This window comes from Enterovibrio baiacu, assembly GCF_004120195.1.
Taxonomy (GTDB): Bacteria; Pseudomonadota; Gammaproteobacteria; order Enterobacterales; family Vibrionaceae; genus Enterovibrio; species Enterovibrio baiacui.
In genome coordinates, this window is sequence record NZ_SCHN01000010.1 from 35,213 (window position 1) to 59,532 (window position 24,320).

The window sequence follows — 24,320 nt, forward strand, 5'->3', positions numbered from 1 at the left end:
GAACATGGTCATTCCTGTGTCTTAACAGACTGGGCTGATGCGAGGGAACAGCGTTGTAGCTCTCGCGCCAGAAACCGCCGTGATGCGTCGTTTGGCGCGTTCTGGATAGCGTGGTGATAAGCCGCGCACGCTTCGGGGGTGTTGCCCAGTTTACTCAGAACATGGGCGCGAGCCGCATGCCAAGGTTGGTAATTCCCGAGCTCAGTTTGCAACTCATCAAGGCGTTGTAACGCACGTTCACATTGTCCCAATTCGGCCATGACCACGGCCCAGTTCAGGGCGACGACAGGCGTTGGTTCATAAACCCACAGAGAGCGGTAGAGTAAAGACATCTGGAACCAGTCAGGCTTGGGCTGCATCATGTGGCAATCTGCAATGGCAGCCTTAATCTGAAAAGGGCCCGGCTGTTTTCGTACAATCGCTTCCTCAAGAATGCGCTGCGCTTCGGAAATCATATCATCCTGCCAAAGGTCTGGATCCTGCTGTTCAACAGGTACGATTGCCCCGTCCGCGTCAATCCTTGCTCGCCGCCTTGATTCTGTAAGCAACATCAGCGCAAGCGCACCCTCAATTTCAGGGTCATACGGGCAAAGCTGGCGTAAGAGGCGCGTCAGGAAAATACCTTCTTGGCACAGATCACGAGGGCTACTGTCTTCTGATACATAGCCGGAGGTAAAAACCAGATACAAGGACGACAGCACTGTGCTCAACCTTTCCGACCATCGCTCGGGTTCTGGCACCGAAAAGCCGATGCCTTTGGATCTGATCTTGGCTTTTGCTCTGGAAAGTCGCTGGCCCAGCGTTTGCTCGCTATCAAGAAAGGCGGCGGCTATCTCGCGCGTCGTCAGGTTACACACAGTGCGCAGCGTCAACGCAATGCGGGATTTTTCTTCTAGCGCGGGGTGACAACAGGTAAAAATGAGCCGCAGTCGCTCATCGGGTATCGTTTCGTCGATGTCGTCGCAGATAACGTCCACGGAGAGGCTCGCGAGGTCGGACGTTCTCTTCGTTTCGCGTTGTACAGCGCGGATGTGGTCAATCCCCTTGTTCAATCCCACCTTCATCAACCACGCCACGGGATCGTGAGGAACACCCGTTCGCCCCCAATGCTTGAGCGCAGCAATCGATGCCTCCTGCAGCGCATCTTCGCCCAACTGAAAATCGCCGAGCCTTGAAATTAGCCCAGCTAAAAGCCGCCCCCGATCGTGGCGTAGCACCTCATCAAGACGGTGAGAGACCGCGATGGCGTTGGGAACGGCATGTTTCATTTAACCGTCCGCTGGGTCATAGTCCAACAATGGTCGAATCTCGACAGTGCCGAAATGGGCGATGGGGATCATTTCAGCGTATTTCAATGCCGAATCCAGATCCGCCACATCCAACACATAATACCCGCCCAAATGCTCACGCGTTTCTGCAAACGGGCCATCCATGGTTTCGACCTTGCCCGCTTTGATCCGCAGTGAGGTTGCTGTTTCAACCCCTTGTAATCCTTCTCCACCCACAAGCACGCCGTCGTTTTTGAAGGTGTCACTGGTCGCAGCAAACGCCTCCATCATGTCATCAAACTCTGGGGTGCCGTAGGCAGGCTCTTTATCCGGCGCAGCATAGAGCAACAGCATATATTTCATGTCGAACTTCCTTCTCTTTTGATGGTTCATGCTACAAGGACGATCCCGTTCCTCAATTTTCGACATGTCCCGATTTAATTTATGTTTTTTTTCTAAATCTAGGCGAGAAAACGGGAAGTAGGCACTTCCAATATAGTCAGAGTGGGGATGCTAAGGTGCGCATGAGGTTGAAAACGCCAAATGCGTTGATGGAAAGCACATCTAGCAAATGGTGAAAGCAGATTGTGACTATTGAGTGGGGACTAGCTTTTCACCATTCGTTAAATCGATATCTTCACCAAAATAGGAGCCAAGATCCGTCAGCGTTACCTCATCAAGCTCTGAGCCTTTATAGATAAACGGACCTTCGTAATAAACCTCATCCGGCGAGTTCATGGTGATTTTTATCCGATATTCAGGATGGGCTGATTCAAGGATCTTAAACCCGATGCCACCATCTGGTGCGTCATACCAAATCACATCCCCAACAAGTTGCGCGTCGGCGTTATGTTCCACGGGCGCGATTTTTAAAAAACCAAAAAAGAAAATCACTAAAGCCACAAACACTGACAGTAAGAAAAGCAGTGATATTTTCAGTATTTTTTTCATTTTAATCAGATACCTCTAACGAGCCTGTTTCGTAGTAATAGTCTAAATCTGGCTGTGTCAGTTGGAATTGTTCTATGTATGCAGTAGGAACAACAACGGCAGGTCTCCAAGACGTTTCTAACGCTAAATAGTCAGCCAGAGAGTGTAATCTAAGTTCTCACCATAACTCATGATTTCGGAAATTTAGTCGCAGAAATGTCTCTACCTAGCTGATAATATGGAAAAAACACACTCAAACCAATCCTATGATTATTGAATGCCCCCACTGCGCAACTAATAACAGCATTGATTTTGCAGAGCACATCACTTGTTGTGAATGTAAAAAAAGCTTCAAAGGACAGTCTTTCCGTAAATTGAAAAAGCCGTTGCTTTCTGCAGGTACCGCCGTTGTTTTAGGTATCATTGGTGGGATAAAAACGGAGCAATTCTTGGACGAGAATCGCTATCCCATCCATGTTGAATATGCGATTGTCGATACGTGTTTGAACAGCTCCAATCGAACACTACATATCAGCCAATACAAAGATAAACGATCTGTGTGCCTCTGCGCTATTGAGAGCACCATTGCGAATGTGTCTTATAGAGATTTTAAAGAATCGCAAAAGCTGTTTAATGAACCGTTTAAGGCTGCGATAGCTGAGTGCAAAAGAGGCTCCTAAGAGCCCCTGTGTATTATCGACTATTTACCTTTTGGCTCATTACCCCTGCCACGTCCAGAAGGATTGCCCGTCTTGCTTGGGTAGTTAGGATTTGGACGTGGTACTGAGCTTGGCTTAGGCGCAGATTTCGACATGTGGATCTCCTTATTCAACTATCGGTAATTATTTCGTTGATTGATTTTTGGCTTTATCCGCAGCTCGCTGAGCTCGCGGCGCAAATCCACCTTTGTTAACTTTTCCACCGTTCTGTTTTGCTTCTGCGCCTTGAATTCGAGCAGCGGCTTCGGGTGTCATTGGCTTTTTAGGATTGTTCATTTTTTAGTTCCCTATTTCAGTGAAAGTGATGTCTTCGCTAAGACAGGGACATAATACGAGAGGCTATGGGGACAGATGGGGACAGTAAGAAAACAAAAAGAAATTAAGTACCTATTAAAAGTAATGAGTTGGAGCCATCGAGAGCTTGCTGGAGCGGTTTTCGAATATGACAATGATGATTTTGTTGAAGATGAAAAGCAAAAAATAGCAAAATTGTCCGACGCTATTAAAAAGCAGCTAACCCGAACAACAACTGCAGAAGCACGGCTGGACCATTACTTGGAAGTTATAGAGAGTCACCCGTCATTTAATCGATTAAAACTCGACAGCTTTCGACCAAAATATGTCAGCCACGATTGTTTAGAAGATGATTTGCTACTTGAGCTTACAGCGACATCACAGCACCTTGATGAAGAATAATTCCCTATCAATGCTCATAAGAAAGCCAAACGTAACCATTTTGCTTAAGGAAGGGAAAGGGGATTTACGCGACCTATTCATACGAGATGACTACGTATCTTCTTGACCATGGTTTTGGCCTGTCATCAAGCATTCGCATAACTTTAGAAACTGCAGCCTTGGAAGTGAACTCCTAATTCGCGCGATAGAGCATTGCAAGGGTTTGGGTTGCACCCAAATCGATGGCTGGATGCATGGGGATATAAAGAGATTGAGGTTGTTTTACGAGCGATTCGGTTTCAAAACATCTGGTATTGTTATCTCACTAACCTTAAAAGACTTCAGGAAAAACGAGCTGTGATCGCCTTCTCGAGAGAAACACTCCATGACTAAACAATAAAGGCTGCATTGTGAAGAAAATGGTTTTATACCAAAAGACCCATCAAAAAGAAGCACCAACCCACCATCATTAATATGAACACCGCTGAGCTGATTCTATGCAGAAAAGAGGCAATTTTTTCAGGTATCCCAAATAACTCAATAAGGGCCGCACCACCATTCATAAATGTAAATGGGAAGAGATTGATTGCTGCGAGTTTAATCGCAACCAAAGAGAACACTTGCATGGGCGCTTCATTCACCAATACAGCTTTAATTTGCTCATAATAGAGGGCACTTAAACCGGGTACTCCGCTAAATAGAAACTGCTCAAATCCCGAAGCTAAAGATGCAAAGGCCTGAACACCAGAAAGCAAGAGTGAAATAGCGACGAGAACAAAGCTTCCTGAAAGAATGATAGAAGCCCTTACCCAGCGACTTTGATGATCAAATGCTTTTGACATTTGTTCAGTGTCGATTTCATCTACGCGAGAGTCTAAAAGCTTAACCATGCCAGTAAAAGGCAAACAGCGTATCTCTATTTTTCGATATTTAAAAAGCGTTGGACCTAAGCCAATGATTATCTTACGTACTTCGACACCATAGCGCTCCGCAACAAACGCCATCGTTAGAATGTGAATTGAAGTCAGAAAAGCCAACGAGACAAAGAGGAAATCCATAGCTACCTTGAATATTCGTTACGAGGTTTAAAAGCAGGATCAAAAGTCTAACAATTTATCACGCATCATTTTCTCTAAGATATTGGAAAAATTGATGAAAATTCCACATTTAACGTCGGGATATTTCATCTTCTCCCCTATCCAAGTTTCCACGGTGGGTTTAATCGGTTTTCACCCGCCCAATATAGCTTAATTTTATTTCCTGACGGATCGCTCAGGCTTGCTTCTCTCCAAAGGAAGGATTGATCTACCGGGTCATGGTCAAACTGAACGCCTTTTGACTTGAGTTCATCCACCCACTTATCGAGTTCTTGGTGCTCAAAATACACAACGCCTCTGGAGGGTAAGCCCTCTTTATCGGGGTCAAGATAGACAGAAAATGAAGCATCACCGTCAGGGAAGGCAAATCGCGCATAATGGTCATCTGCGACGATCTGTATTAACCCCAATGTCTTGTAGAACGCAACGGCTTCCTCGATATCATTCACGGCCAGTGTCACTTGGTTTAGGTTCATTTAATTTCCTTGTTCTTTTGTCCATTGCGTTGTAAATACTGGAGTCGATTCATGCGAGTCGCTGCTTTTTAGAACGCTTCTATTGATAACAATACATGAGTAACAGTGTGCATGTAAGCATCTAATTATGCTGCGAAAAAACCATCAGATCATGGATTCAGCCCCATAAAACAACAAAACCACCTTAACGATGGTCTTGTTGTTGCGAGGACGAGAAGGTGACATTTCCTCTGAAATCTACAGATATCTGGTATGCAGGAAAATCACGAAAAGATTTCCCTAATCACCTAGCTCAAAATTGGACAGAAGTGTGTTAGAGGGCGTGCGCGCTACCATCTGTTTTGGATTAGTTTAATTTGGGAGAAATGAGCTTGTCGCGTGGATTGCTATACATAAGGAGAAACAACAGCAGCTTTCACTTAACTTAACCTCAGCACCTAGGTGTATCCCCGTCATCGCAATAGCCTAGCACGTCAGTCTTGGAGAGCGATTTTATAGGGTATTATTGGTCTTTAACCTCAAAGGCATTTAGCCATTTATCACCCCATAGATATCTGGCAATCCAATATCTATTAGGCTCAATAATTTCGGGATCTAATTTCAAATTATCGATTAGTTTCAGCATGTTGAGCTCTATAGTATCAGCACCTAATGCTTGAAAAATTTCATCTTTTGCTGTCAAAGCATATGCATCTTCTTCATAGATATTGAAAAAGAAATCACCACTTTCATTTGTGATTATATGGCACATACCTATGAAACCTTCGGCTGCAACAAGACCTCTAAAGTAATTTGCATCTCTATTTTCTCTAACGTTTTCTAATACGAACCAATCGCCAATTTTATCCGAACTGTAATCTGGGATTGGGAATGCAATAAACGTTGATATCAGTTCTTTTTCAATTAGCCTATCTAGAAGGCTGTAGGCATGATGAAAATCATCAAAGTAAATCCTAGATGACATGCCTTGGGCTTCGCAGCAAATATCGAGCATCGGTAGATATCGATACTCCTTATTGATGTATTTTTTGCCAATTTCCTTGATGATATCAACGTCAGTCTTATTCACTACGTATCTCCTTATCAAATGACCCGTTCGTAAATAACATTATGTTTGCTAAATTTACCATTCCCAATCAGAGCAAACTAAGGACAGGCATGCATAAAATTCAATTCATCTTTACCACGCACCTTTGAGCCTGAAAGCACTAACGCATGCAACTGATAAGGTTATGTTTTTCTTAGCTGTCAATGGTTCATGCTACAAGGACGATACCGTTCCTCAATTTTCGACATGTCCCGATTTAATTTATGTTTTTTTTCTAAATCTAGGCGAGAAAACGGGAAGTAGGAACTTTCAATATAGCCAGAGTGGGGAGGCTGAGGTGCATTAGAGGGGAGACGATCACTAAGGATTGCGGTGTTTTGGGGCAACCCCTCAATGGCAGATGTCGAATGCAGAACTAAAGGACTTTGTAGAGCCTCAACATGTCTTGATGCTGGATGCCATGTTCAAAGATAGGCTCGGAATAGTTGCGCAGAAAATGGTCTTTCACCACGGAGTCCACGCGAAAACCAAGCCGCTGATAATAGGTCAATTGATACCCAAATGTCCCCGTACCCAACTCGACGCGCGTGACGCCTTTGTTGGGTAACTGCGATAGCACAAAGGTGAGAAGCGCTGAGCCAATGCCTTGACCTTGATACTCGGGATAAACGGACACGTTATAGATTTCGGCAAGGCCGTCATTCAGAGATTTCACGACACAAGCGGCGAGGATTCGCGCATTGTCGGAGGCAGTAAAGCACCATGAATCTGATAAATACGATGAAATACTCGCTTCAGATGGATCGGCTTCGAGGAGCAAATCGAGCGGAATATCACTGCTTTTAGCTTCGATATATTTCATCTTCTCCCCTATTCAAGTTTCCACGGTGGGTTTAATCGGTTTTCACCTGCCCAATATAGCTTAATTTTGTTTCCCGATGGATCGCTCAGGCTTGCTTCTCTCCAAAGGAAAGATTGATCTATCGGGTCATGGTCAAACGGAACGCCTTTTGACTTGAGTTCATCCACCCACTTATCGAGTTCTTGATGCTCAAAATACACAACGCCTCTGGAGGGTAAGCCCTCTTTATCGGGGTCAAGATAGACAGAAAATGAAGCATCACCGTCAGGGAAGGCAAATCGCGCATAGTGGTCATCTGCGACGATCTGTATTAAGCCCAGCTTTTTGTAGAACGTAACGGCTTCCTCGATATCATTCACAGCGAGTGTCACTTGGTTTAGGTTCATTTACTTTCCTTGTTCTCTTGTCCATTGCGTTGTAAATACTGGAGTCGATTCATGCGAGTTGCTGCTTTTTAGAACGCCTCCTATTGATAACAATACATGAGTGACAGTTTACATGTAAGCATCTAATTATTAATGGAAAACACCATCAATCCATGGATTCAGCCCCATAAAAAAACAAAACCACCTTAACGGTGGTCTTGTTGTTGCGAGGACGAGAAGGTGACATTTCCTCTGAAATCTACAGATATCTGGTATGCAGGAAAATTACGAAAAGATTTCCCTAATCACCTAGCTCAAAATTGGACAAAAGTAAGTTAGAAAAGAAGTTCATCCATTAGTTCGGTTACTAACCTCAAACGATTAGAATTTCTATTATTTTAACTTGGGCTAACTAGCGTTTATATAATACTAACATCCCGTTTGGATCAGATATTTAAATGTATTCATAGTGATGAGCATATTTTAGGCTGAAAAGAATTTAGCTCAAACCTAAGCTGACAGTCTCCGATTTAAAAAATCGTGTAACTGTCAAATCAAGTCTGAGCTAGTACAATGTTTGAAAATTTTTCAATTGACTCAACAAAGTGAAATTATGGTTCTTGAACTATCAACTACCACTCAAACCTCTCATTGCTCTCTGAGTCACGTTCTGCTTCTCTTTCGTATTCACTAGCAATGTATGCTTCCCATTGAGCTTTTTTTGCAACCCCCCATTTTGATATATCTTCGTTAGTTGAATCTATCAAGGGTTGAAATAAAGCTAATCGAGACTCAAGTACCTGGGCTCTTGAACCTGTACACCCATTTGGACTGAAGCTGGATAAGTATTTATCCAAAACCACAGCTGGTTCTGGACAAGCTTGTAACAATTCGACCGCTAATTGTGTCCACTCAACAGTTTTTTCATTTGATTGATATGGCGTAATTATAGATGCGAGCGCTGGGTAACTATCTCTACCATTGTTTTTACACCAATCTAGCGTGCTTTTGTTATCAATTTTAGAGAAAGGACTTACTTTCTTGTCAAATCTACCTTTTATAGCGTTCCTTATCTGGCACTCGATTTCACTGCTTTTACCAATAAAAACTTCAAGAGCTAATATTGGGTGTAACTGAATAACTGTAGACATAAATTCAGGGAAATCATATCTGCCGATAATATGAGCCAAAATTTTCACTTTAATTGCTTTTAGAACAGTCAAAGCACTTTCTTCATTTGTACCATCACAAAAGCAGACATTGGCTATTTGGGTTAAACTATAATCGCTGCCTCCGGAAGCCCCTTGTTCTTCTGAGTAATCAAATGATGCTAAAAGTGATGCAGATTTCTCTTTAAGCAAATCTGAAACAACATAGTTTTCGTTTTGCTTTAGTCCATGAAAGCGCATTGATAGTATTTCTATCGCAACTGCCTGGCCGTCTTTTTGTTTCCAAATTAAATCTAACATTTCACTTAGCTGATCGTCGGCTATTGGTTCGTGACTGCGACCACATGCTAAGTTTCTATACATCCAAACTGGAGATGTGTTTTCTTTTAATGCTTTAAGTATTCGAGCAATTGCATCTTGGTCGATAACGTAACTCAGTTGGACTAATATAAAGTATTGCTTGAGTTCAGGGTGTTTTATGAATTCATCTAAGAAAGTATTGGTAAGGTTGATATTAACTTTCGAGAGGTGCTTAATTTGTCCACATAAGAAGTTAATGTTTCTTTCTTTTTCAGGGGCTTTTTCTAATGCAGAAACAGTCAAAGCTAATAACTCTTTGTTTTTATCCGTTCCTTCTGCGCAGCCTTCTCCAAATTCAAATAAGTTAGAGCTAGAACCACTGTATGATAGAAGTTCAGTCAACATAGATTGAAGTAACTCACTATTAGTACTTGCTACTTTTACTCCCAAATCTATAGAGTATTGCTGTCCTTTTTTATAACCACGCTCAATTACAACACCATCCTCATCGTATTCTTCTAAATCATGAAATTTCCATTTATCAGCCAATACATACATGTTTATATCGTCTAATAAGGACTTAGGTGATAATTGCTTTGCGATTGATTGCAACCTTTGTATTTCTGTTTCTATGGAAGTTTTGCAGTCCCATTTTAAGATATCATGAATGGCAGAAAAGCCATCAGCCCACATTCCTAAAGTGCTTATTTTTATACAAGTATTTTCAATTAAATCTCTTAAGTTATTTTGTCGCCATAAGCTACGCAGGTTTTTGGCTAGTACTTTTTGGGCTCGCTCTGACTGGGGAGTTTTATTAATAATAAATTCAGATGTATATTCAATGAACAACCGATACCAGTCTGAAACATCTTGGTTGGTTTTTGGTCTGTAACCAAAGTCTCTTGGGTTCGCACCAAAATCAAAGCTATGGCTTGAGGAAAAGTGCCAAGCTTCAAGAGATGAATCTAAAAGTTCGAAAGCTAGCTCTATACTAGGCTCGGTAGCGGTAGAAATTAAATTTTTTATAATATCTAAACGCTGCTCCTTGGTTGCATGAGTTCCAGATAAATAAAGTTGAAACAATGACTTTAAAATATCTCTGATAGAGTTGTAATTTTCGGCTTTATCTTCTGATAGAGTAAATTTGCATAACAATTTGGCACATATATCAAAATATTGTTCATCATAAGCAATAGATCTGATAAGCCTTGTTATTTCTGTAAATTGTTTATTTTTTCGTGTACAAAATTCAGGCTGTTTAGCTAAATTTTCAATGTGAAGTAAAACTTCTTTAGTTGAAATAGGTGCTATATTGGTGAGCAATAACCAAGCAAGTTCACTTTTTCCTTCGGCGAACAGTTTATGTAACAATCCATCTTCATTTAACCAATCATTAACGATGATTTTGGCTTCTTCACATTTAGATAAGTAGCCCAACCTCCTTGAGAAGGATTTTAGTAAGCGTTCATCTGTTGCTTCATTAATGTTATCAGAAATAACACCTGTACTTATATTTTCTAACGCATACTTTGATAACCTATTCGCGATTGGGTGCGGTAAAACTGCCATCCATTTACTTCGTTGCTGAACTAAATTTCGACGCTTTAGCTCTTTAGCTGATTCATAAATATCTCTTGGTGGAATTTCTGATAAGTTACTGAGGAAAGTAATATCATCACTATAAGTCTTCTCACTGTTAATTTGGAATGAATAAACTAGTGAAAGATATTGAGCGGCTGTTTCGAGTGACTTTTCATTAGCATGACGTTGGTAAAATAGCCTTTTAAATAGTTCTTCATCCCTTAAACTTGAGATGTTTTCGTCTTTGCCTATTGTTTCAGCTAAAGCCAAAGCTATTCTTGAGTTACCACCTGAAAATTCACTAATTGTTCTAGCGTTTTGCTGACCTAGATGCTGATATCTAGCGTTAAGTATTTTTTCTATAAGCTCAATTGAAGATGGTTCTAAAGAGAATACTTCAGTTTGCTCTGGTTGATCTTCTCTTAAATCATATTCGACAGTCAATAAATTGGTGTTGCTACTTTCAGTGCTGCATAAGGTTGTAAGAGATCTATGTAGGTCAGGTGGACAGTTATCTATAATTAAAATTGCTTTTCGACCTTCGCCAGCGATTTTTTCAGCTAAAGCTTGAGGTGTTGGTTTTGGGCCATTTGCCATATCAGTATAAAATACAGCCTTGTGGGGCAAAGGGTTTTCACCAATGCGCTCATCAAATAAGGCTTGAACGAACCTAGTTTTTCCAACACCAGATAAACCAACAAGTCTAATAGACGCTTTTCGCTCTAATAACTTGTTTCTAATAAGGTTCAAGCCGTCTAAACCTTTAAGCCCTTCATTATTGCTTGAAGATGAATCAAGCAATCTAACCTGGTCATCAACGAAATATTCACCGGATGTCCCATGGGGGCAATGTGCCCAGTTATTATATCCTTCCCATGAGTTTGTATCGTTATAAAACCTAGAGTTTATCCATAGCTCATGAAACTCTCTTTTTTTTTGAGATAAAAAGCCTTTTATGTGCGTGTAAATCTCGTCATTTTTATCATTTGGCTTGCATATGTTTTCATGACTAACTGAAATAGGGATAGCTCTAACACCTGCTATTCCTGGATCGGCACTGTCAGGTTTAACAACTGTGACAATACCGTACATTTTTTCAGTTTCTGTTAGAACAAGATGCCTTATATCTTTATGCTGACACCAATCTCTATACCAAGTATTCAGCTCTCTTAAGTTAGGATCATTTCTGCTTAAAGATGCAGCAACAATAGATGGTTGTTGAAATGTAAAACATCTCAACAGGCCTTTGGCAAAAATATTATGGCCATGAACCGCAATATCTGAGCCGAGGTGAGGCGTTCCTAAAAAGGCTACACCAGAAACTCTGCCCAAAAATTGTTTTACTTCGACTCTATTAGTTTGATCATTAGCTATTCTAAGTATCTGCTTTGTGATTAACCCTCCAAGACTATGGCAAACAAATATTATTTCTCCTTCGGCTAATTCGGGAACTTTTAATATGTGCTCAAATATATTTACAGCGAGATCTGGTATGCCCATTCCTGAGCTATCAAATTTAAGCTTGGGAGCGTCATATTCCACTGTCCATATATTTAGGTCACAATTATCTTCAGCTAACCAAATTGGCCAAGCTTCATCTTTAGATCCCTTTTTAAGCCATGTGCCATTTGCGTCTCCACCTAATCCATGTAGAAAAATAACATGGATATCTTTTATCTCATTAGAGCCTGTCCTAAGTACTATCTTTGCCACTGCTTTTTCTCTTCAATCTACTGTTCGGTATCTGCACGCTTAAACGCCAGTTCTCGTCGATTTTCAAGCTTTGGAAGCTTAGTTCGCTATCTAATCGGTAAGTAATTTTTTCATTGAGTTTTAAATAGAACGCTAATTCTTGAATAGTGAGTACATCACCAACTATTCACAATGCTCCTAACTTAGTCCAATCCTAACATATGAATAAATTGAGTAATTAGAAAGGTAAAAAGAATTCACACGCCACACACTGCATGAAAATGATTTTTGTCCATAGATAAGTTAGTTTACATCTGCCTTCCTAACTCGGAAAGGGGCATAAACGTGCCAGAACTGATCGGCCTGACACGGGTTTAGGCGAATTTTTCAACCAAAGCTTGTTTTCATATGCACTCACCCTTACGGCCGAATTGCTTCGAAGAGACAAAAACAACAAAACCACCATTATCGGTGGTTTTGTCTTTTCTCTGCCTTCTCAGCGGTATTAACTAAACACTTCTTCGACATCGACAACTTTGGAACGGTTCACTGTGATCTTCCAGCGTTGCAGAGTGATGGTGCCATCAGGCCCTTTTTGCTTGGCGATCAGGTTGAACTGGTGGCGTTTATCGATCGATTCACGCGTGACTTGCCCGTCGCTCAATGCGTAGTAACGTTCTTTACCGCGCGCCATGAGGCGTGAAAAAGGGCGGAAATCCATGCGCCACACTTCTCGTGTCATGTCATAGCCACTGAGAAATTTGGTGGTGGACATGTTGGTCAGCATCTTCATGCGAACCACAGATTCTTCACGCTGACGCAATTTGCCTTTACGCATTTTGCGCACGTCATCAGGGATCTTGTCGAAGGCGATGTAATCCAGCCATTCTAACTGGCTGCCGATACGCTGGCCGGATGTGGGATCTGTGAATAATTTACGCCATTTCGGACGGCCACGGCGAATGAAACGCCAAAGCACATCACGCAAATCATCTTTAAAGATCTCCCTGAGCGCATACAACCCCGCCATTGCGAGGGCGAACGACAAGGTAATCTCACCCAAGAAACTGCGCATACGGATGATTGCCACAGTGACAAATATCATCACGAGACCTGCCGCTGCGCCTTTCGCTAACTTGTTCAGGTTTTGCCCCAGCACCACGTCTTTCTGACGGATAGTAACGGGGTATTCGATCAAGCGGCGAGCAAGACGCATCTTGTTCACCATGCGCGTAGAATCAACCTGTGCTTTGTCTGAGTTGTAGTTTTGCTGAATGCGGTACGCCGACTCTGACTCTACAAAGGCTATCAACTGTTCTCTGATCGGTTTAAAGGCGGCGCTACGTGGCATGTGCGCCACCAGCGATAAGAAGCGCTGCTCCGTCAGCCAAGACAGGTAATTATCGATATTGTTGTAATACTTAATCAGGCTGTCTTCTTTAGGCACATAACGGCGCAAGCGACGCAAGATCTCAACCGCCATGTCCGTGATGTATTCAAGCTGTTCAACCGCTTCTTCTTCTTCAACATCGGCTACCGTATCAAAGAATCGGTGCGTGGTTTTTTCCAGCGACAGCGCATATTGGTAGGCATACAAGCTCAAGCTGACGCGGTATTTGTCCGAGGGGAGTTTGTCCCGGCTAGCAAGGCGAGAATGCACCAAAGGAAGGTGGTGTTGAGACGTAAAATAGGTACGCGTGTTTGAAAGGACGGTGTTGTAAAACGCGTCCTCGCTTAACACTTTATTGGAGAAGTTCAGCTCTCCGGGCACGAAAAGGTAGAATTCGACATCCTGTCGTTTTACTTCTTCATTAATCAGCGCTATCCGTGCGGTTAACCCCTCATATTTCTCTACAGAGATCAATGTGTACTCCAAACATTCGTCATCTCAAAGCAAGCATGCAAACCGCATTTATTCGCTATTGTCATCCTATGCGGCGGCTTAGTGTAACGAATTTATCCATTAAGTCAGAAACAAAAAATGTCATTATCTTCAGACATAAAGCGCACTGAACAATTTATGACCAATCTTTGATGATCCGGCTGCATCGCCCATATTCTCAAGTTTGAGATAGACACAGCCTCACAACATCAACTGGGTTATCCACAGAAAAAGTGAATAAGTTTTTAGTAACGTCGAGATGATTCAAGCACACGCTTTCAGACTTGATCGTCCACAAAACGCGCATCACACAAACTCAACAAACAGACATCTCGTCGTAGGATGGTAAATAACTGCGAAGGTGTTGCCCTAGCGCCGTTAGCCTAGGGCACAAACATGATAGAAAAGTGACGGGAACGCGCGTTATTTCCCCGTTTCTAACGCTTGGCGCATACGGGTTTGCACCACATCAACCAAGAGATCGGGCTGGAATTTGGATACAAACCGATCACACCCTACTTTCTCAACCATGGCTTCGTTAAAACTGCCACTGAGCGAGGTGTTCAGGGCCACGTATAAGTGACTCATTCGCGCGTCTGCACGTACTTCAGAGGTCAATTTATAGCCGTCCATTTCCGGCATTTCAGCATCCGTGATCATCATGAGAATCTCATCGGTGACGTTCTTGCCTTCATCACACCACGCTTTCAATGTCGCCAACGCCTGAGCGCCGTTTTTCCTTTCAATACATTCTATGCCGAGCTGTGCGAGCGTTTCTCGAACCTGCGTACGCGCTGTCGAGGAATCGTCCACGATCAACACTTTCTGGCCTGACAGATGCGCTGACAAATCGCCGTCCAGCACGTCTTCTGATATACCAATGTCATAAGACACGATTTCGGCCAAAACCTTTTCAACATCGATGATTTCAATGAGTCTGCTTTCGCCTTCATGCTCAAGCTTGCTGATTGCCGTGAGGTAGTTCCCGTGCCCCGTGCTCGGCGGCTCCATGATTTCATCCCACCCCATGTTCTTGATGTACACCACTTCGCCCACAAGGAAAGCCTGAATCGTTCGGTTGTATTCCGTCACTATCAGGTTGGCTTGCTGCTCTTTGCCCAAGGGGCGAAACCCGATGGACTGGCGCATATCAATCACTGGGATCGACTTACCACGAATGGTTGCGACACCACTGATCTTAGGGTGAGCCCCCGGCATCTGGTTTAGGTGCGGCACTTTGAGTACTTCGCGCACTTTGAAAACGTTGATAGCAAAAAGCTGCCGAGTGCCTAGCTGAAAAATAAGCAACTCAAGTCTGTTTTCCCCAACAAGACGGGTTCGTGAATCTACAGAATCTAAAATACTCGTCATCTTACACTTTGCCGTTTTCAATCACTGTCGTGATGTTTCGTTATGCCTATCGTTTCAATCAGTAAAACACATTCATACGCCACTGGCATCAGGTGTTGATGTAATTAGCGTGCTATTTATCATTTCAACAATAATAGTAGGAAAAGTCTGAGAATAATGCGAAGCATCGCCGCGCAAAGCCTTACCATATGCAACAGAGAGAGGCGTTGGTTATTTATTGTTCCATGTGCATATTTTCATCTGCCACGAAAGAAAGGACATGCCCATAAACAGAAACAACCGAGGTGTTATCCTCGCAATCTAACGCTACAATTAGAAAAGTATTAGAACGGTTCAACTGTCGACTACAGGCGCTGAAATGAAAAGCAAAGCCAATGAATCTCAGGGAATGTTGCTCTTTAGATTGTCTGCAACGCAGACGTTTGCAATCGGCACATTAAAAGTGCGCGAGATCGTCCCTTTTTGTCCGCTAACTGCATTACCCGGCTCTCACCCCACGGTTGTGGGTACCGCCAATATTCGAGGGATCACGACACCTGTTATCGACATGGCAAAAGCCATCGGGTATCAACCTGTCGACAAAGACGAATACAAAAATTGCTTCATTATTATCACGGACTGCCAGCGTCGCGTGGTGGGTTTTTTGGTACGTGGCATTGAGAAAATCAGCGAGTGTGACTGGCGAAACATCACCCCGCCCCCAGAATCGTTGGGAACACGCGCATTCCTAACCGGTGTGATGAACGTTGATAAGAAGCTTGTACAACTGCTCGACGTTGAGCTGGTGATGTCGAAGATTTTCCCAACCTCCGCCGATAAGCTCCACCCTATTCTTGCGGATGTGGATCGTGAAAAGCTCAAGCCTATGCACATCATTTTGATTGATGACAGTAGCTTGGCGAGACGCCAGCTCTCTGAGGCGCTCGACAGTATCAACATCCCCTATGAAGTCAGTGCAAACGGGCTTGATGCGCTTGAGAAGATGAAAACCTCCGCCGCAAACGGTCGACCTTTCGACATAGTGGTGAGCGATATTGAGATGCCTGGCATCGATGGCTACGAATTAGCGTTTGAAATTCGAAGCAATGAGCCGCTGGCTGAAGCGTACCTGATCCTTCATACCTCTCTTTCTAGTGAAATCAGTGTTGACCGCGCCCACCAAGTCGGCGCTCACGAAGCCTTAACCAAGTTCGATGCCACCGAGTTAGTCAATGCCATGCTGCGCGGTGCGAGACTAAAAACCGAAAGTGACTCTGTGCGCTTAGAAGGCACGGTGGAGTAATTTACTTTCATTTGTACCCCTGAGCGTAAACCGTACGTTTAGGGGTAAATTCATTGATACAACTATCATCAATCTCGTCGTCCTCAATTTGCTTTGCGTTGACCTGTGTTACAAACCGAAACCACCAATGCAAATTCCTGCCTTTTCCTTGATCAAAAGACTGTTTCCCAACCTGTCAATGTGGTTTAATTTCGTCAGGATCACACATAGAAGGCTATAGACCTATGAGTAACGTATTCGAAATCGTGAAATTCTCACGTCGTAAGAACAAACTGAAGCGGGAAATTCAGGACAACGAGAAAAAGATTCGCGATAACCAAAAGCGTGTCACCCTGCTTGAGAACATGCTTGATTACATTCAGCCAGAAATGACGCACGATGAAATCGTAGAAATCGTGAAAAACATGAAAGCCGACTATGAAGATCGCGTTGATGACCACATCATCAAGAGTGCTGAGATTTCAAAAGAACGTCGTGAAATCAGCCGTCAGATCAAAGAGCTGACCCGCTTGGAAAAAGAAGGCAAATAATACGCCGCTTTCTTCAACACAAAGAATATCTTAAAGGAGGCTTAGCCTCCTTTTTTATTGCCCACGCTTCAGCCTCGGTGTCGTATTCATGAATAAACTCTCCGTGAGGCTGACGAAAAAAAGCCTGACGTTCGTCAGGCTTTGAAAGGCAAGGGAAGTTAAAGCGTGTTAATGGCAGGGATTACCAGTAAACACGTGCACCGATGGCATATTTCATTTCGCTGTCAGCGGTTGCGCCTGCTGCGACTGTCCAATCGTTTTTGTTGTTCGTGAAACCGGCGGTTGTGCCGTCTGCGTAAGCCGCTTCACCATAAACACGGAAGAACGAGTTAAACTTGTGCACTGCGCCTAGGTAAACCAGTGTTGCGTCATCGCTTTCAACGACAGATGAAGCCGCATCTTTTACATCGAACTCACTGAATTCGTAACCGCCGTATACAGACGATTTCTCTGACAGACCGTAACTAAGAGCTAGACCATAACCTGTGCGATCAAGCTCCATGTTAATCGCATCGCTCTCGATTTTACTCGATGCGTACTGGACACCAACGCTTAGGTCGCCAAAGGTACGCTCAACCCACACTGTGTGGTAGAAATCATCCAGCTCACCTTCTGGCACGCCATCAAATGCAGCGTGACCTTGTGTCGCCTGAGACACACCGGCTGTGACATCAAAGCCCGCGACATTTACGCGACCAAACAGTTCGAACACTTCAGGGTTTGCGTCGTCTTCAGCGAAGGCGTAGCTCGCATCAACATAGAATGCATCGTTTTCGAAAACATAACGCACAGAGCTATCGTGCTTACCGCCTGAAATCGTACCCTCAACGATGTGTGAACCACCGTAGAAGTATGAGTTATCAACACCCCACAGATCATCTGCTGTCAGGTATTGCTTACCAATGGTCACTTTACCCCAGTCACCGCTCGCACCAATATAGCTGTAACGGTTTTTAAATTCGTCTGCCAGGCTATATTCAATAGCACCTAGCACATCAAAATATTCATTCACTGTATATGTTGCATTAACGCCAGCACGAGAACTGCCGTCATCTAATTTAATATCTTTGCCTTCATCTTTCGTCAATTTCGCGCGGAGCTGACCGTATACTTCTACTGAACCTTCGTCGCTGCTAAATACTTCATACGCGCTTACATTGCTTGCCAAAAGTACTGCTGGAATTGCTACTGCTAAAATTTTCTTATTCATACAATACGTTCCTGTATTTATTATTCATTCCGTTTGCAAAGATGTTGCGGAATAAAAATTAACATCGGTGAAACACAGGAGCAATGATACAAATACTTACAAAATACAAAGGATAACGAACAATACGTTCACTTTTCGCGCAAATAACAGTGACGTATTTCAAACACACTAACCGCATAAAAAGTCACAAAAATAAGACAGGAAGCCACCAAATATTCATATGGAGTCACTAATCCGACCTGTTTATTCCATGCAACAGCATGCAATTCCGTTTAATATTTGTACAATTAGATAAATGCAGCAACAAACATTAATTGCGAGCGTATTCACAATTAAAACAAATACAATTCAGCGTTATATCGGGAATATATTGTGCCACGCGCAATTATTAGCCACAAACTGATGACATATTGGACAATCTATTTTAACCCTAGCTTTCTGAGCCGCTTATAAATGGTATTACGACTCACGCCTGTTATTTGTGCAATTTGGGAAATGTTTCCTTCTGTTGAACGAAATAACGCGGGTAGCGTATCTTGCCACGGTGAAGGAATGGGGGAAGCAGAAGGTTGGTGGGAATAATGCGGGAAACCTTGCTCGCTCTGGTTACTGCCGAGTCTTTCAGCCGATGCTTCGGAATGACCAGCCTCGCCCTGAGCTACACGATCAATACTGGCAACCTCTGCTGGCGAGTCATCGTTTGATTGTAAATCAAGAAAGAAATCATCCGACAAATGGAGCCGGGTGATCACGTCACCGTCAGACAGTGCTAACGCCACGCGAAGCACGTTCACCAATTGGCGAATGTTGCCCGGCCAAGGGTGGGCTTGGAAAAGCGACATCACGTCATCGCTGATCATGGGAGCAACGCCCTGTTCCGACAATGACATCAATAACTCCGCCACCAGCTCACGCAAATCGGTACGTTCACGCAGTGAAGGGAGGAAAAGGGTTAACCCGTTCACGCGGTAATAAAGATCATCTCGAAACTGCTTCTTGGCGACCGCATCACGCAAAGATTGGTGGGTGGCACATACAATCCGAAAATCGACGGGGTAACTGTCAGTGCTGCCCAGCGGGGTGACGGATTTTTCCTGCAACACACGCAGCAATCGTGCTTGCACATGCAGCGGCATATCACCAATTTCATCAAGAAACAGGGTGCCACCGTCAGCTTGTCGAATGTAGCCTAAGCTGCCTTTGGCATTTGCGCCCGTAAACGCCCCTTTCACGTAGCCAAACAATTCAGACTCAACCAGCTCCGCGGGGATCGCCGCACAGTTAACCGCAACCAATTTTTCAGAGGCGCGCTCAGACGTCGCATGGACTGCCTGTGCGAACACTTCTTTGCCAACACCGGTTTCCCCTTGTATCACCAGAGGAATGTCGCTGTTCACCACGCTTTGCGCTTGGCGGATCGCGCGGTGCATTTTGGCATCGCCCAAATCAAGCATCGGCAGAATGCGAACGGATGAAGAAGAGGAAGAGTGGGCGTTGCTCGCAGGTGACGATGCAACTGCATTTAGCTTGGTGTGAGAAAACGCCGCGGGTGCAGTGATGCGCGGAATGTGTGCGGCTTGCGGGTGTTTCACCGTGGCAAACAAGCGGTATTTAGGCAACCCAATAAATGAAAGCGTTTGATTTTCAGGATGCGCTGACAAGTGCAACGGCGAAATGCCTGTCACGAGATCAATGGATAACCCGCGCAGCGCTTGCCCCACCAACAAATCCGCCCGTCGGTTTGCTGCAATAATGGTGCCTTCCTCATTGAACACCAATAGCCCCGCCCATTGGCTATCTAAGTTATCGCTACTGGTGTTAAAAATAAGCATGTGGTTGTGCTGTCGATAAGTCGCGATGATGAGCTGATTCTCCACCGCTTGCGTCATCACTTTTACCATGCCATTCACATGAGAGGTCGGCAGATAAGCATCAGATGAAATGTTCAACACGCCGACCAAGCGGCGATCACTGTTATAGATCGGGGCAGCAGACGCTGTCATATAGCGGTTCGCAATCAGAAAATGTTCATCGCGCCCCACCACCACAGATTCTCCGGTTTGAATCGCCGTGCCTACCGCGTTCGTGCCGTTGTATTTTTCCTGCCAACTGGTGCCGTTTTCGAACAGGTGCTTGTCCATTTGCCCAACAAACCCCGGTCGTCCCCACTGACTCAGCAAGGTGCCTTCATGGTCAGCCAACAGCACCAAGCTGTTACTGTTAACCAGAATATTTTCATAGTAAGGCAGCACTTGTTCTTGCGTGGTCGCGATCAAATCATTCGCGCGTGCTTTGGCGTCCTGCCAATCACCGCGATTGAGTTGAATGATTTCCGGAGACGATTTTGGTGTCAGCCCGAAAGACCGGCATCGATGCCAAGATGCCTGAATGACTTCATCGTGCGTGTGAGCCATATCGCTCATCCACCCTTCCTTTTTGCGCGTTCGAAAACGTTACGTGAGCGTTAATCATTGTTCACATAGTGTTAACAGTCAACAGTTTCATGCGCAGAAACTGCACAGTGACAGTGCTCACATTAAATTTTAATTCAATACTTTCAATAAGATAAAAGAGTGCCAATTATTGGCACACTTCTGGCGTATGTCATGTTGAATATTTTAAAAGCCAATGTACGGCGTCTGTCAGAGAACGAGCATCACGAAAAACACAGAAACAAAAGAAAAAGGAAAAATGCCGCTGTTTTTTCACTGACGAGACATCGCACGGCTCAATGCCAACGATTGGCAACGATCAGATCAGGGAGTGTTCATGTCCTTAGCGCTAGAGAACGTCACAAGGATCAGTAACAACGAAAGCTGGCTTGAAGAGATCAATCTGACTCTTGAACCCGGCTCATTCAATGTCCTTTTGGGAAGAACCTTGGCAGGTAAAACCAGCTTAATGCGATTGATGGCGGGGCTAGACAAGCCCACCACAGGGCGCGTGTTATTTAACAGCCAAGACATGACAGGTGTGCCTGTTCGCCACCGCAATGTGTCCATGGTTTACCAGCAATTCATTAACTACCCCAACCTTTCCGTATTCGAAAACATTGCCTCTCCATTGCGTTTGGAAAAGCATCCCGAATCCGTCATTCGCGAACGGGTGCAAGAAACCGCAGAAATGCTCCACATTGAACAGTTTCTTCATCGCCTTCCCCTCGAACTGTCTGGTGGTCAGCAACAACGCACCGCCATGGCGAGGGCTTTGGTAAAAAATGCCGACCTCATATTGTTTGATGAGCCGCTGGTGAACCTTGATTACAAGTTGCGCGAAGAACTGCGTCAGGAAATGCGCGAGCTTTTTGCGACCAGAAACACCATCGCCGTCTACGCTACAACAGAACCGAATGAGGCGCTCGCGCTCGGCGGCAATGTGGTGCTCATGCACGAAGGCAAAGTGATTCAATCCGGCCCTACCGCCGAGGTTTACCACCACCCTTCTTCGGTAACGAGTGCCGAGTTGTTCGGCGAGCCCCCCATCAACATGATCAACGGCCACATTGCTGACGGGAATGTGTCCTTTGCTGAGCACATTCACTTCCCTGTTAACACCGACCTCAGCGAGCTAGAAGAAGGGGAATACCTTTTTGGCATTCGCCCGAATCACCTCAGCCTTGTTCCCCACAATGACGACGACCTTGAGCTGTCCGTCGACGTGGAGCTGGCTGAAATCAGCGGCAGCGAAACCTTTCTTCATGTCCGAAATCGCGATGTCAGCATGGTGCTGCACTTACCGGGCGTGCACGACTATCAAGTGGATCAGCGCATCAGTATTTATGTGCCGACACATAAGTTGTACGTGTTCGACAGTACAGAAAAACGCATCCAATCCGCCCGTTATCGCTAAGGAGTATGTATGGCTGAAATCGTCTTAGAATCTCTCGCACATTCGTACATGCCCTCACCGAGCGGCGCGAATGATTACGCCATCCGAAGGATGACCCACACCTGGCGAAATGGCGGTGCCTATGCGCTGCTAGGGCCATCAGGCTGTGGCAAAAGCACCATGCTAAACATCATCTCAGGGTTGCTCACCCCATCAGAAGGCAAAGTGGTGTTCGACAAGCAGGATGTGAGTCACCTTGCCCCGCAAGAACGCAACATTGCGCAAGTGTTCCAGTTCCCCGTGGTGTACGACACCATGACGGTGGCCGATAACCTCGCCTTTCCGCTGCGTAACATGAAAACGCCAGAGGCCAAGGTGCGTTCACGGGTGAGTGAAGTTGCAGAGTTGCTAGAGCTCACGTCTGTGCTGAACAAACGCGCAAGCAATCTCACTGCCGACGAAAAACAAAAGGTTTCCATGGGACGCGGCCTCGTGCGTGAAGATGTCTCGGCCATTTTGTTTGATGAGCCCCTGACGGTGATCGACCCGCAGCTGAAATGGAAATTGCGCCGCAAGCTTCGCCAAATCCATGAGCAACTGCATATCACCATGGTGTATGTCACCCACGATCAGCTCGAAGCCGCCACCTTTGCGGAAGAAATCGCCGTCATGTACGACGGCGCGATTGTGCAATTTGGATCGCCTCGCGAGCTTTTCGAATCCCCCAACCACACATTTGTCGGTTACTTCATTGGTAGCCCAGGCATGAACTTGCTTCCCGTTACCCGAAGCAAAAATGGCGTGACGTTTGAGGGCAATCATATCCCCCTGACTGACGAACAAACCCATGCGCTCGATGCGTCATCCAGTGACAACATCAAAGTCGGCATTCGCCCTGAATTCGTGCATTTGTGGCAAGACGCCCGTGACGATGCATGGCAAGTGCCCGTGCAGTACGTGGAAGACCTCGGCACCTACAAAATCATCACGGTGAAATTTGGCAGCATTCCGTTCAAGTTACGCATTGATGAAGAAACCCCCGTGCCGAAAGAGCACACATGGATCAGCTTTCCCGCTCAGTGGTTAAAGCTCTACATCGACGAATACCTTATCGGGGAGCCAACCCCCTCTAACGTGGTATCGGCAGAGCAAGGAGCGCCTCATGCAGACTAAAACCGAAAACAACCACGCATGGTGGCTCGTGCTGCCTGTGTTCTTGCTGGTTGCCTTCTCCGCCATCATTCCGCTGATGACGGTGGTGAACTATTCGATTCAAGATATCTTCGATCAAAACACGGCGTATTTTGTCGGTACAGAGTGGTATCGAGAAATCCTGAACGACCCACGCTTGCACGATTCGCTGGTACGGCAGTTTATCTATTCCTTCTGTGTCCTTGCGATTGAAATTCCCTTAGGGATCGCCGTGGCACTCACCATGCCAGCACGCGGTTTGAAAGCATCACTGGTGCTGATCGTGCTTGCCATTCCCTTGCTGATCCCGTGGAACGTGGTCGGCACCATTTGGCAGATTTTCGGACGCGCTGACATTGGCTTACTGGGCTGGTTCTTGAACAGCATTGGCGTGAGCTATAACTATGCATCTGACCCCGTTGATGCGTGGATAACGGTGCTGGTGATGGACGTGTGGCATTGGACATCCTTGGTGGCCCTGCTTTGCTACTCCGGCCTTCGCGCCATTCCGGATGTGTATTATCAAGCTGCAAAGATTGACCGCGCGTCTAACTGGGCGGTGTTCCGCTACATCCAACTGCCCAAACTCAAAAGCGTGCTGCTGCTCGGCGTGTTACTGCGCTTTATGGACAGCTTCATGATTTACACCGAACCCTTCGTCCTCACCGGTGGTGGCCCGGGTAACTCCACCACCTTCTTGTCGCAAACCCTCACGAAAATGGCCGTCGGTCAGTTCGACTTAGGCCCGGCAGCGGCGTTCTCAATTATCTATTTCTTGATCATCTTGTTGGTGTGTTGGGTGTTCTACACCGCCATGACCAGCATGGACAATAGGAGCTAAACG

The 24,320-nt window shown here is 45.0% G+C and carries 22 protein-coding genes; 8 read left to right on the top strand and 14 right to left on the bottom strand.

Features of this window, described 5'->3' with window-relative positions; genetic code table 11:
• Positions 1-8: 8 nt before the first annotated feature.
• From EQP46_RS11430 to EQP46_RS24450, 3 genes are all read right to left on the bottom strand, one after another.
• Positions 9-1,268 carry an RNA polymerase sigma factor gene (locus EQP46_RS11430; protein WP_129493778.1) on the bottom strand — a complete coding sequence of 420 codons (1,260 nt, stop codon included), beginning with the start codon at positions 1,266-1,268 and terminating at the stop codon, positions 9-11.
• Positions 1,269-1,631 carry a YciI family protein gene (locus EQP46_RS11435; protein ID WP_129493779.1) on the bottom strand — a complete coding sequence of 121 codons (363 nt, stop codon included), beginning with the start codon at positions 1,629-1,631 and terminating at the stop codon, positions 1,269-1,271.
• A 228-nt stretch (positions 1,632-1,859) separates the two neighbouring features.
• Positions 1,860-2,219, bottom strand: coding sequence for an AsmA family protein (locus EQP46_RS24450; RefSeq protein ID WP_240671714.1), 360 nt, complete (start codon positions 2,217-2,219; stop codon positions 1,860-1,862).
• Between the two features lie 245 nt (positions 2,220-2,464).
• Between EQP46_RS24450 and EQP46_RS11445 the strand changes: the two genes are divergently transcribed.
• Positions 2,465-2,878 carry a hypothetical protein gene (locus EQP46_RS11445; RefSeq protein WP_129493780.1) on the top strand — a complete coding sequence of 138 codons (414 nt, stop codon included), beginning with the start codon at positions 2,465-2,467 and terminating at the stop codon, positions 2,876-2,878.
• 162 nt (positions 2,879-3,040) lie between these two features.
• Here the strand turns inward: EQP46_RS11445 and EQP46_RS11450 are convergent, their stop codons facing one another.
• Positions 3,041-3,193 carry a hypothetical protein gene (locus tag EQP46_RS11450; protein ID WP_129493781.1) on the bottom strand — a complete coding sequence of 51 codons (153 nt, stop codon included), beginning with the start codon at positions 3,191-3,193 and terminating at the stop codon, positions 3,041-3,043.
• 75 nt (positions 3,194-3,268) lie between these two features.
• On the opposite strand from EQP46_RS11450, the gene EQP46_RS11455 reads away from it, so the two are divergent.
• Positions 3,269-3,613 (top strand): elongation factor Ts, encoded by a 345-nt coding sequence (locus EQP46_RS11455; RefSeq protein WP_129493782.1) that lies wholly within the window; start codon positions 3,269-3,271, stop codon positions 3,611-3,613.
• Positions 3,614-3,737: 124 nt separating this feature from the next.
• The gene (locus EQP46_RS24620; protein WP_420841376.1) at positions 3,738-3,953 is read left to right on the top strand and encodes a GNAT family N-acetyltransferase; all 216 of its coding nucleotides are present in this window, start codon (positions 3,738-3,740) and stop codon (positions 3,951-3,953) included.
• Between the two features lie 64 nt (positions 3,954-4,017).
• Here EQP46_RS24620 and EQP46_RS11460 read toward each other — a convergent pair whose 3' ends face one another.
• The 8 genes from EQP46_RS11460 to EQP46_RS11500 all read right to left on the bottom strand — a co-directional run bounded on the left by EQP46_RS11460 (position 4,018) and on the right by EQP46_RS11500 (position 15,435).
• Positions 4,018-4,650 (bottom strand): site-2 protease family protein, encoded by a 633-nt coding sequence (locus EQP46_RS11460; protein WP_129493783.1) that lies wholly within the window; start codon positions 4,648-4,650, stop codon positions 4,018-4,020.
• A gap of 137 nt (positions 4,651-4,787) precedes the next feature.
• Positions 4,788-5,165, bottom strand: coding sequence for a VOC family protein (locus tag EQP46_RS11465; RefSeq protein ID WP_129493784.1), 378 nt, complete (start codon positions 5,163-5,165; stop codon positions 4,788-4,790).
• 502 nt (positions 5,166-5,667) lie between these two features.
• Positions 5,668-6,234, bottom strand: coding sequence for a hypothetical protein (locus tag EQP46_RS11470; protein ID WP_129493785.1), 567 nt, complete (start codon positions 6,232-6,234; stop codon positions 5,668-5,670).
• A gap of 394 nt (positions 6,235-6,628) precedes the next feature.
• On the bottom strand, positions 6,629-7,075 hold the full coding sequence (locus EQP46_RS11475) for a GNAT family N-acetyltransferase (protein ID WP_129493786.1): 447 nt from the start codon (positions 7,073-7,075) through the stop codon (positions 6,629-6,631).
• A gap of 8 nt (positions 7,076-7,083) precedes the next feature.
• Positions 7,084-7,461: a VOC family protein gene (locus EQP46_RS11480; protein ID WP_129493787.1), complete on the bottom strand. Its 378-nt coding sequence runs from the start codon at positions 7,459-7,461 to the stop codon at positions 7,084-7,086.
• A gap of 611 nt (positions 7,462-8,072) precedes the next feature.
• Entirely contained in the window at positions 8,073-12,203 is a 4,131-nt protein-coding gene (locus EQP46_RS11485; RefSeq protein WP_129493788.1) for an esterase/lipase family protein, read from the bottom strand.
• Between the two features lie 484 nt (positions 12,204-12,687).
• Complete coding sequence (locus tag EQP46_RS11495; RefSeq protein ID WP_129493789.1) at positions 12,688-14,046, bottom strand: hypothetical protein; 1,359 nt, start codon at positions 14,044-14,046, stop codon at positions 12,688-12,690.
• A 441-nt stretch (positions 14,047-14,487) separates the two neighbouring features.
• Entirely contained in the window at positions 14,488-15,435 is a 948-nt protein-coding gene (locus EQP46_RS11500; RefSeq protein WP_129493790.1) for a chemotaxis protein CheV, read from the bottom strand.
• Positions 15,436-15,793: 358 nt separating this feature from the next.
• Between EQP46_RS11500 and EQP46_RS11505 the strand changes: the two genes are divergently transcribed.
• Both EQP46_RS11505 and EQP46_RS11510 read left to right on the top strand, forming a co-directional pair.
• Positions 15,794-16,717, top strand: coding sequence for a chemotaxis protein (locus tag EQP46_RS11505; protein ID WP_129493791.1), 924 nt, complete (start codon positions 15,794-15,796; stop codon positions 16,715-16,717).
• Between the two features lie 224 nt (positions 16,718-16,941).
• On the top strand, positions 16,942-17,247 hold the full coding sequence (locus EQP46_RS11510) for a DUF496 family protein (protein WP_017007718.1): 306 nt from the start codon (positions 16,942-16,944) through the stop codon (positions 17,245-17,247).
• A gap of 181 nt (positions 17,248-17,428) precedes the next feature.
• Here the strand turns inward: EQP46_RS11510 and EQP46_RS11515 are convergent, their stop codons facing one another.
• The gene (locus tag EQP46_RS11515; RefSeq protein WP_129493792.1) at positions 17,429-18,457 is read right to left on the bottom strand and encodes a porin; all 1,029 of its coding nucleotides are present in this window, start codon (positions 18,455-18,457) and stop codon (positions 17,429-17,431) included.
• 419 nt (positions 18,458-18,876) lie between these two features.
• A complete protein-coding gene (locus EQP46_RS11520; RefSeq protein ID WP_129493793.1) occupies positions 18,877-20,880 on the bottom strand; it encodes a sigma-54-dependent Fis family transcriptional regulator in 2,004 nt (667 codons plus the stop codon).
• A 346-nt stretch (positions 20,881-21,226) separates the two neighbouring features.
• Here EQP46_RS11520 and EQP46_RS11525 point away from each other — a divergent pair, with 346 nt between their 5' ends.
• From EQP46_RS11525 to EQP46_RS11535, 3 genes are read left to right on the top strand one after another with little or no spacing between them, the layout of a single operon-like run.
• Entirely contained in the window at positions 21,227-22,306 is a 1,080-nt protein-coding gene (locus tag EQP46_RS11525) for an ABC transporter ATP-binding protein (RefSeq protein ID WP_129493794.1), read from the top strand.
• Between the two features lie 9 nt (positions 22,307-22,315).
• Entirely contained in the window at positions 22,316-23,458 is a 1,143-nt protein-coding gene (locus EQP46_RS11530; RefSeq protein ID WP_129493795.1) for an ABC transporter ATP-binding protein, read from the top strand.
• Entirely contained in the window at positions 23,448-24,317 is an 870-nt protein-coding gene (locus EQP46_RS11535) for a carbohydrate ABC transporter permease (RefSeq protein ID WP_129493796.1), read from the top strand. Before EQP46_RS11530 ends, EQP46_RS11535 begins: the two co-directional genes overlap by 11 nt.
• Positions 24,318-24,320: the final 3 nt, after the last annotated feature.

Bases quoted from the DNA above. Each gene is read 5' to 3' on its own strand.
- EQP46_RS11460 (WP_129493783.1), bottom strand. From the start codon at position 4,650: ATGGATTTCCTCTTTGTCTCGTTGGCTTTTCTGACTTCAATTCACATT.
- EQP46_RS11435 (WP_129493779.1), bottom strand. From the start codon at position 1,631: ATGAAATATATGCTGTTGCTCTATGCTGCGCCGGATAAAGAGCCTGCC.
- EQP46_RS11430 (WP_129493778.1), bottom strand. From the start codon at position 1,268: ATGAAACATGCCGTTCCCAACGCCATCGCGGTCTCTCACCGTCTTGAT.
- EQP46_RS11520 (WP_129493793.1), bottom strand. From the start codon at position 20,880: ATGAGCGATATGGCTCACACGCACGATGAAGTCATTCAGGCATCTTGG.
- EQP46_RS11475 (WP_129493786.1), bottom strand. From the start codon at position 7,075: ATGAAATATATCGAAGCTAAAAGCAGTGATATTCCGCTCGATTTGCTC.
- EQP46_RS11530 (WP_129493795.1), top strand. From the start codon at position 22,316: ATGGCTGAAATCGTCTTAGAATCTCTCGCACATTCGTACATGCCCTCA.
- EQP46_RS11445 (WP_129493780.1), top strand. From the start codon at position 2,465: ATGATTATTGAATGCCCCCACTGCGCAACTAATAACAGCATTGATTTT.
- EQP46_RS11500 (WP_129493790.1), bottom strand. From the start codon at position 15,435: ATGACGAGTATTTTAGATTCTGTAGATTCACGAACCCGTCTTGTTGGG.
- EQP46_RS11535 (WP_129493796.1), top strand. From the start codon at position 23,448: ATGCAGACTAAAACCGAAAACAACCACGCATGGTGGCTCGTGCTGCCT.
- EQP46_RS11510 (WP_017007718.1), top strand. From the start codon at position 16,942: ATGAGTAACGTATTCGAAATCGTGAAATTCTCACGTCGTAAGAACAAA.
- EQP46_RS11505 (WP_129493791.1), top strand. From the start codon at position 15,794: ATGAAAAGCAAAGCCAATGAATCTCAGGGAATGTTGCTCTTTAGATTG.
- EQP46_RS11465 (WP_129493784.1), bottom strand. From the start codon at position 5,165: ATGAACCTAAACCAAGTGACACTGGCCGTGAATGATATCGAGGAAGCC.
- EQP46_RS11525 (WP_129493794.1), top strand. From the start codon at position 21,227: ATGTCCTTAGCGCTAGAGAACGTCACAAGGATCAGTAACAACGAAAGC.
- EQP46_RS24450 (WP_240671714.1), bottom strand. From the start codon at position 2,219: ATGAAAAAAATACTGAAAATATCACTGCTTTTCTTACTGTCAGTGTTT.
- EQP46_RS11455 (WP_129493782.1), top strand. From the start codon at position 3,269: ATGGGGACAGTAAGAAAACAAAAAGAAATTAAGTACCTATTAAAAGTA.
- EQP46_RS11450 (WP_129493781.1), bottom strand. From the start codon at position 3,193: ATGAACAATCCTAAAAAGCCAATGACACCCGAAGCCGCTGCTCGAATT.
- EQP46_RS11515 (WP_129493792.1), bottom strand. From the start codon at position 18,457: ATGAATAAGAAAATTTTAGCAGTAGCAATTCCAGCAGTACTTTTGGCA.
- EQP46_RS11480 (WP_129493787.1), bottom strand. From the start codon at position 7,461: ATGAACCTAAACCAAGTGACACTCGCTGTGAATGATATCGAGGAAGCC.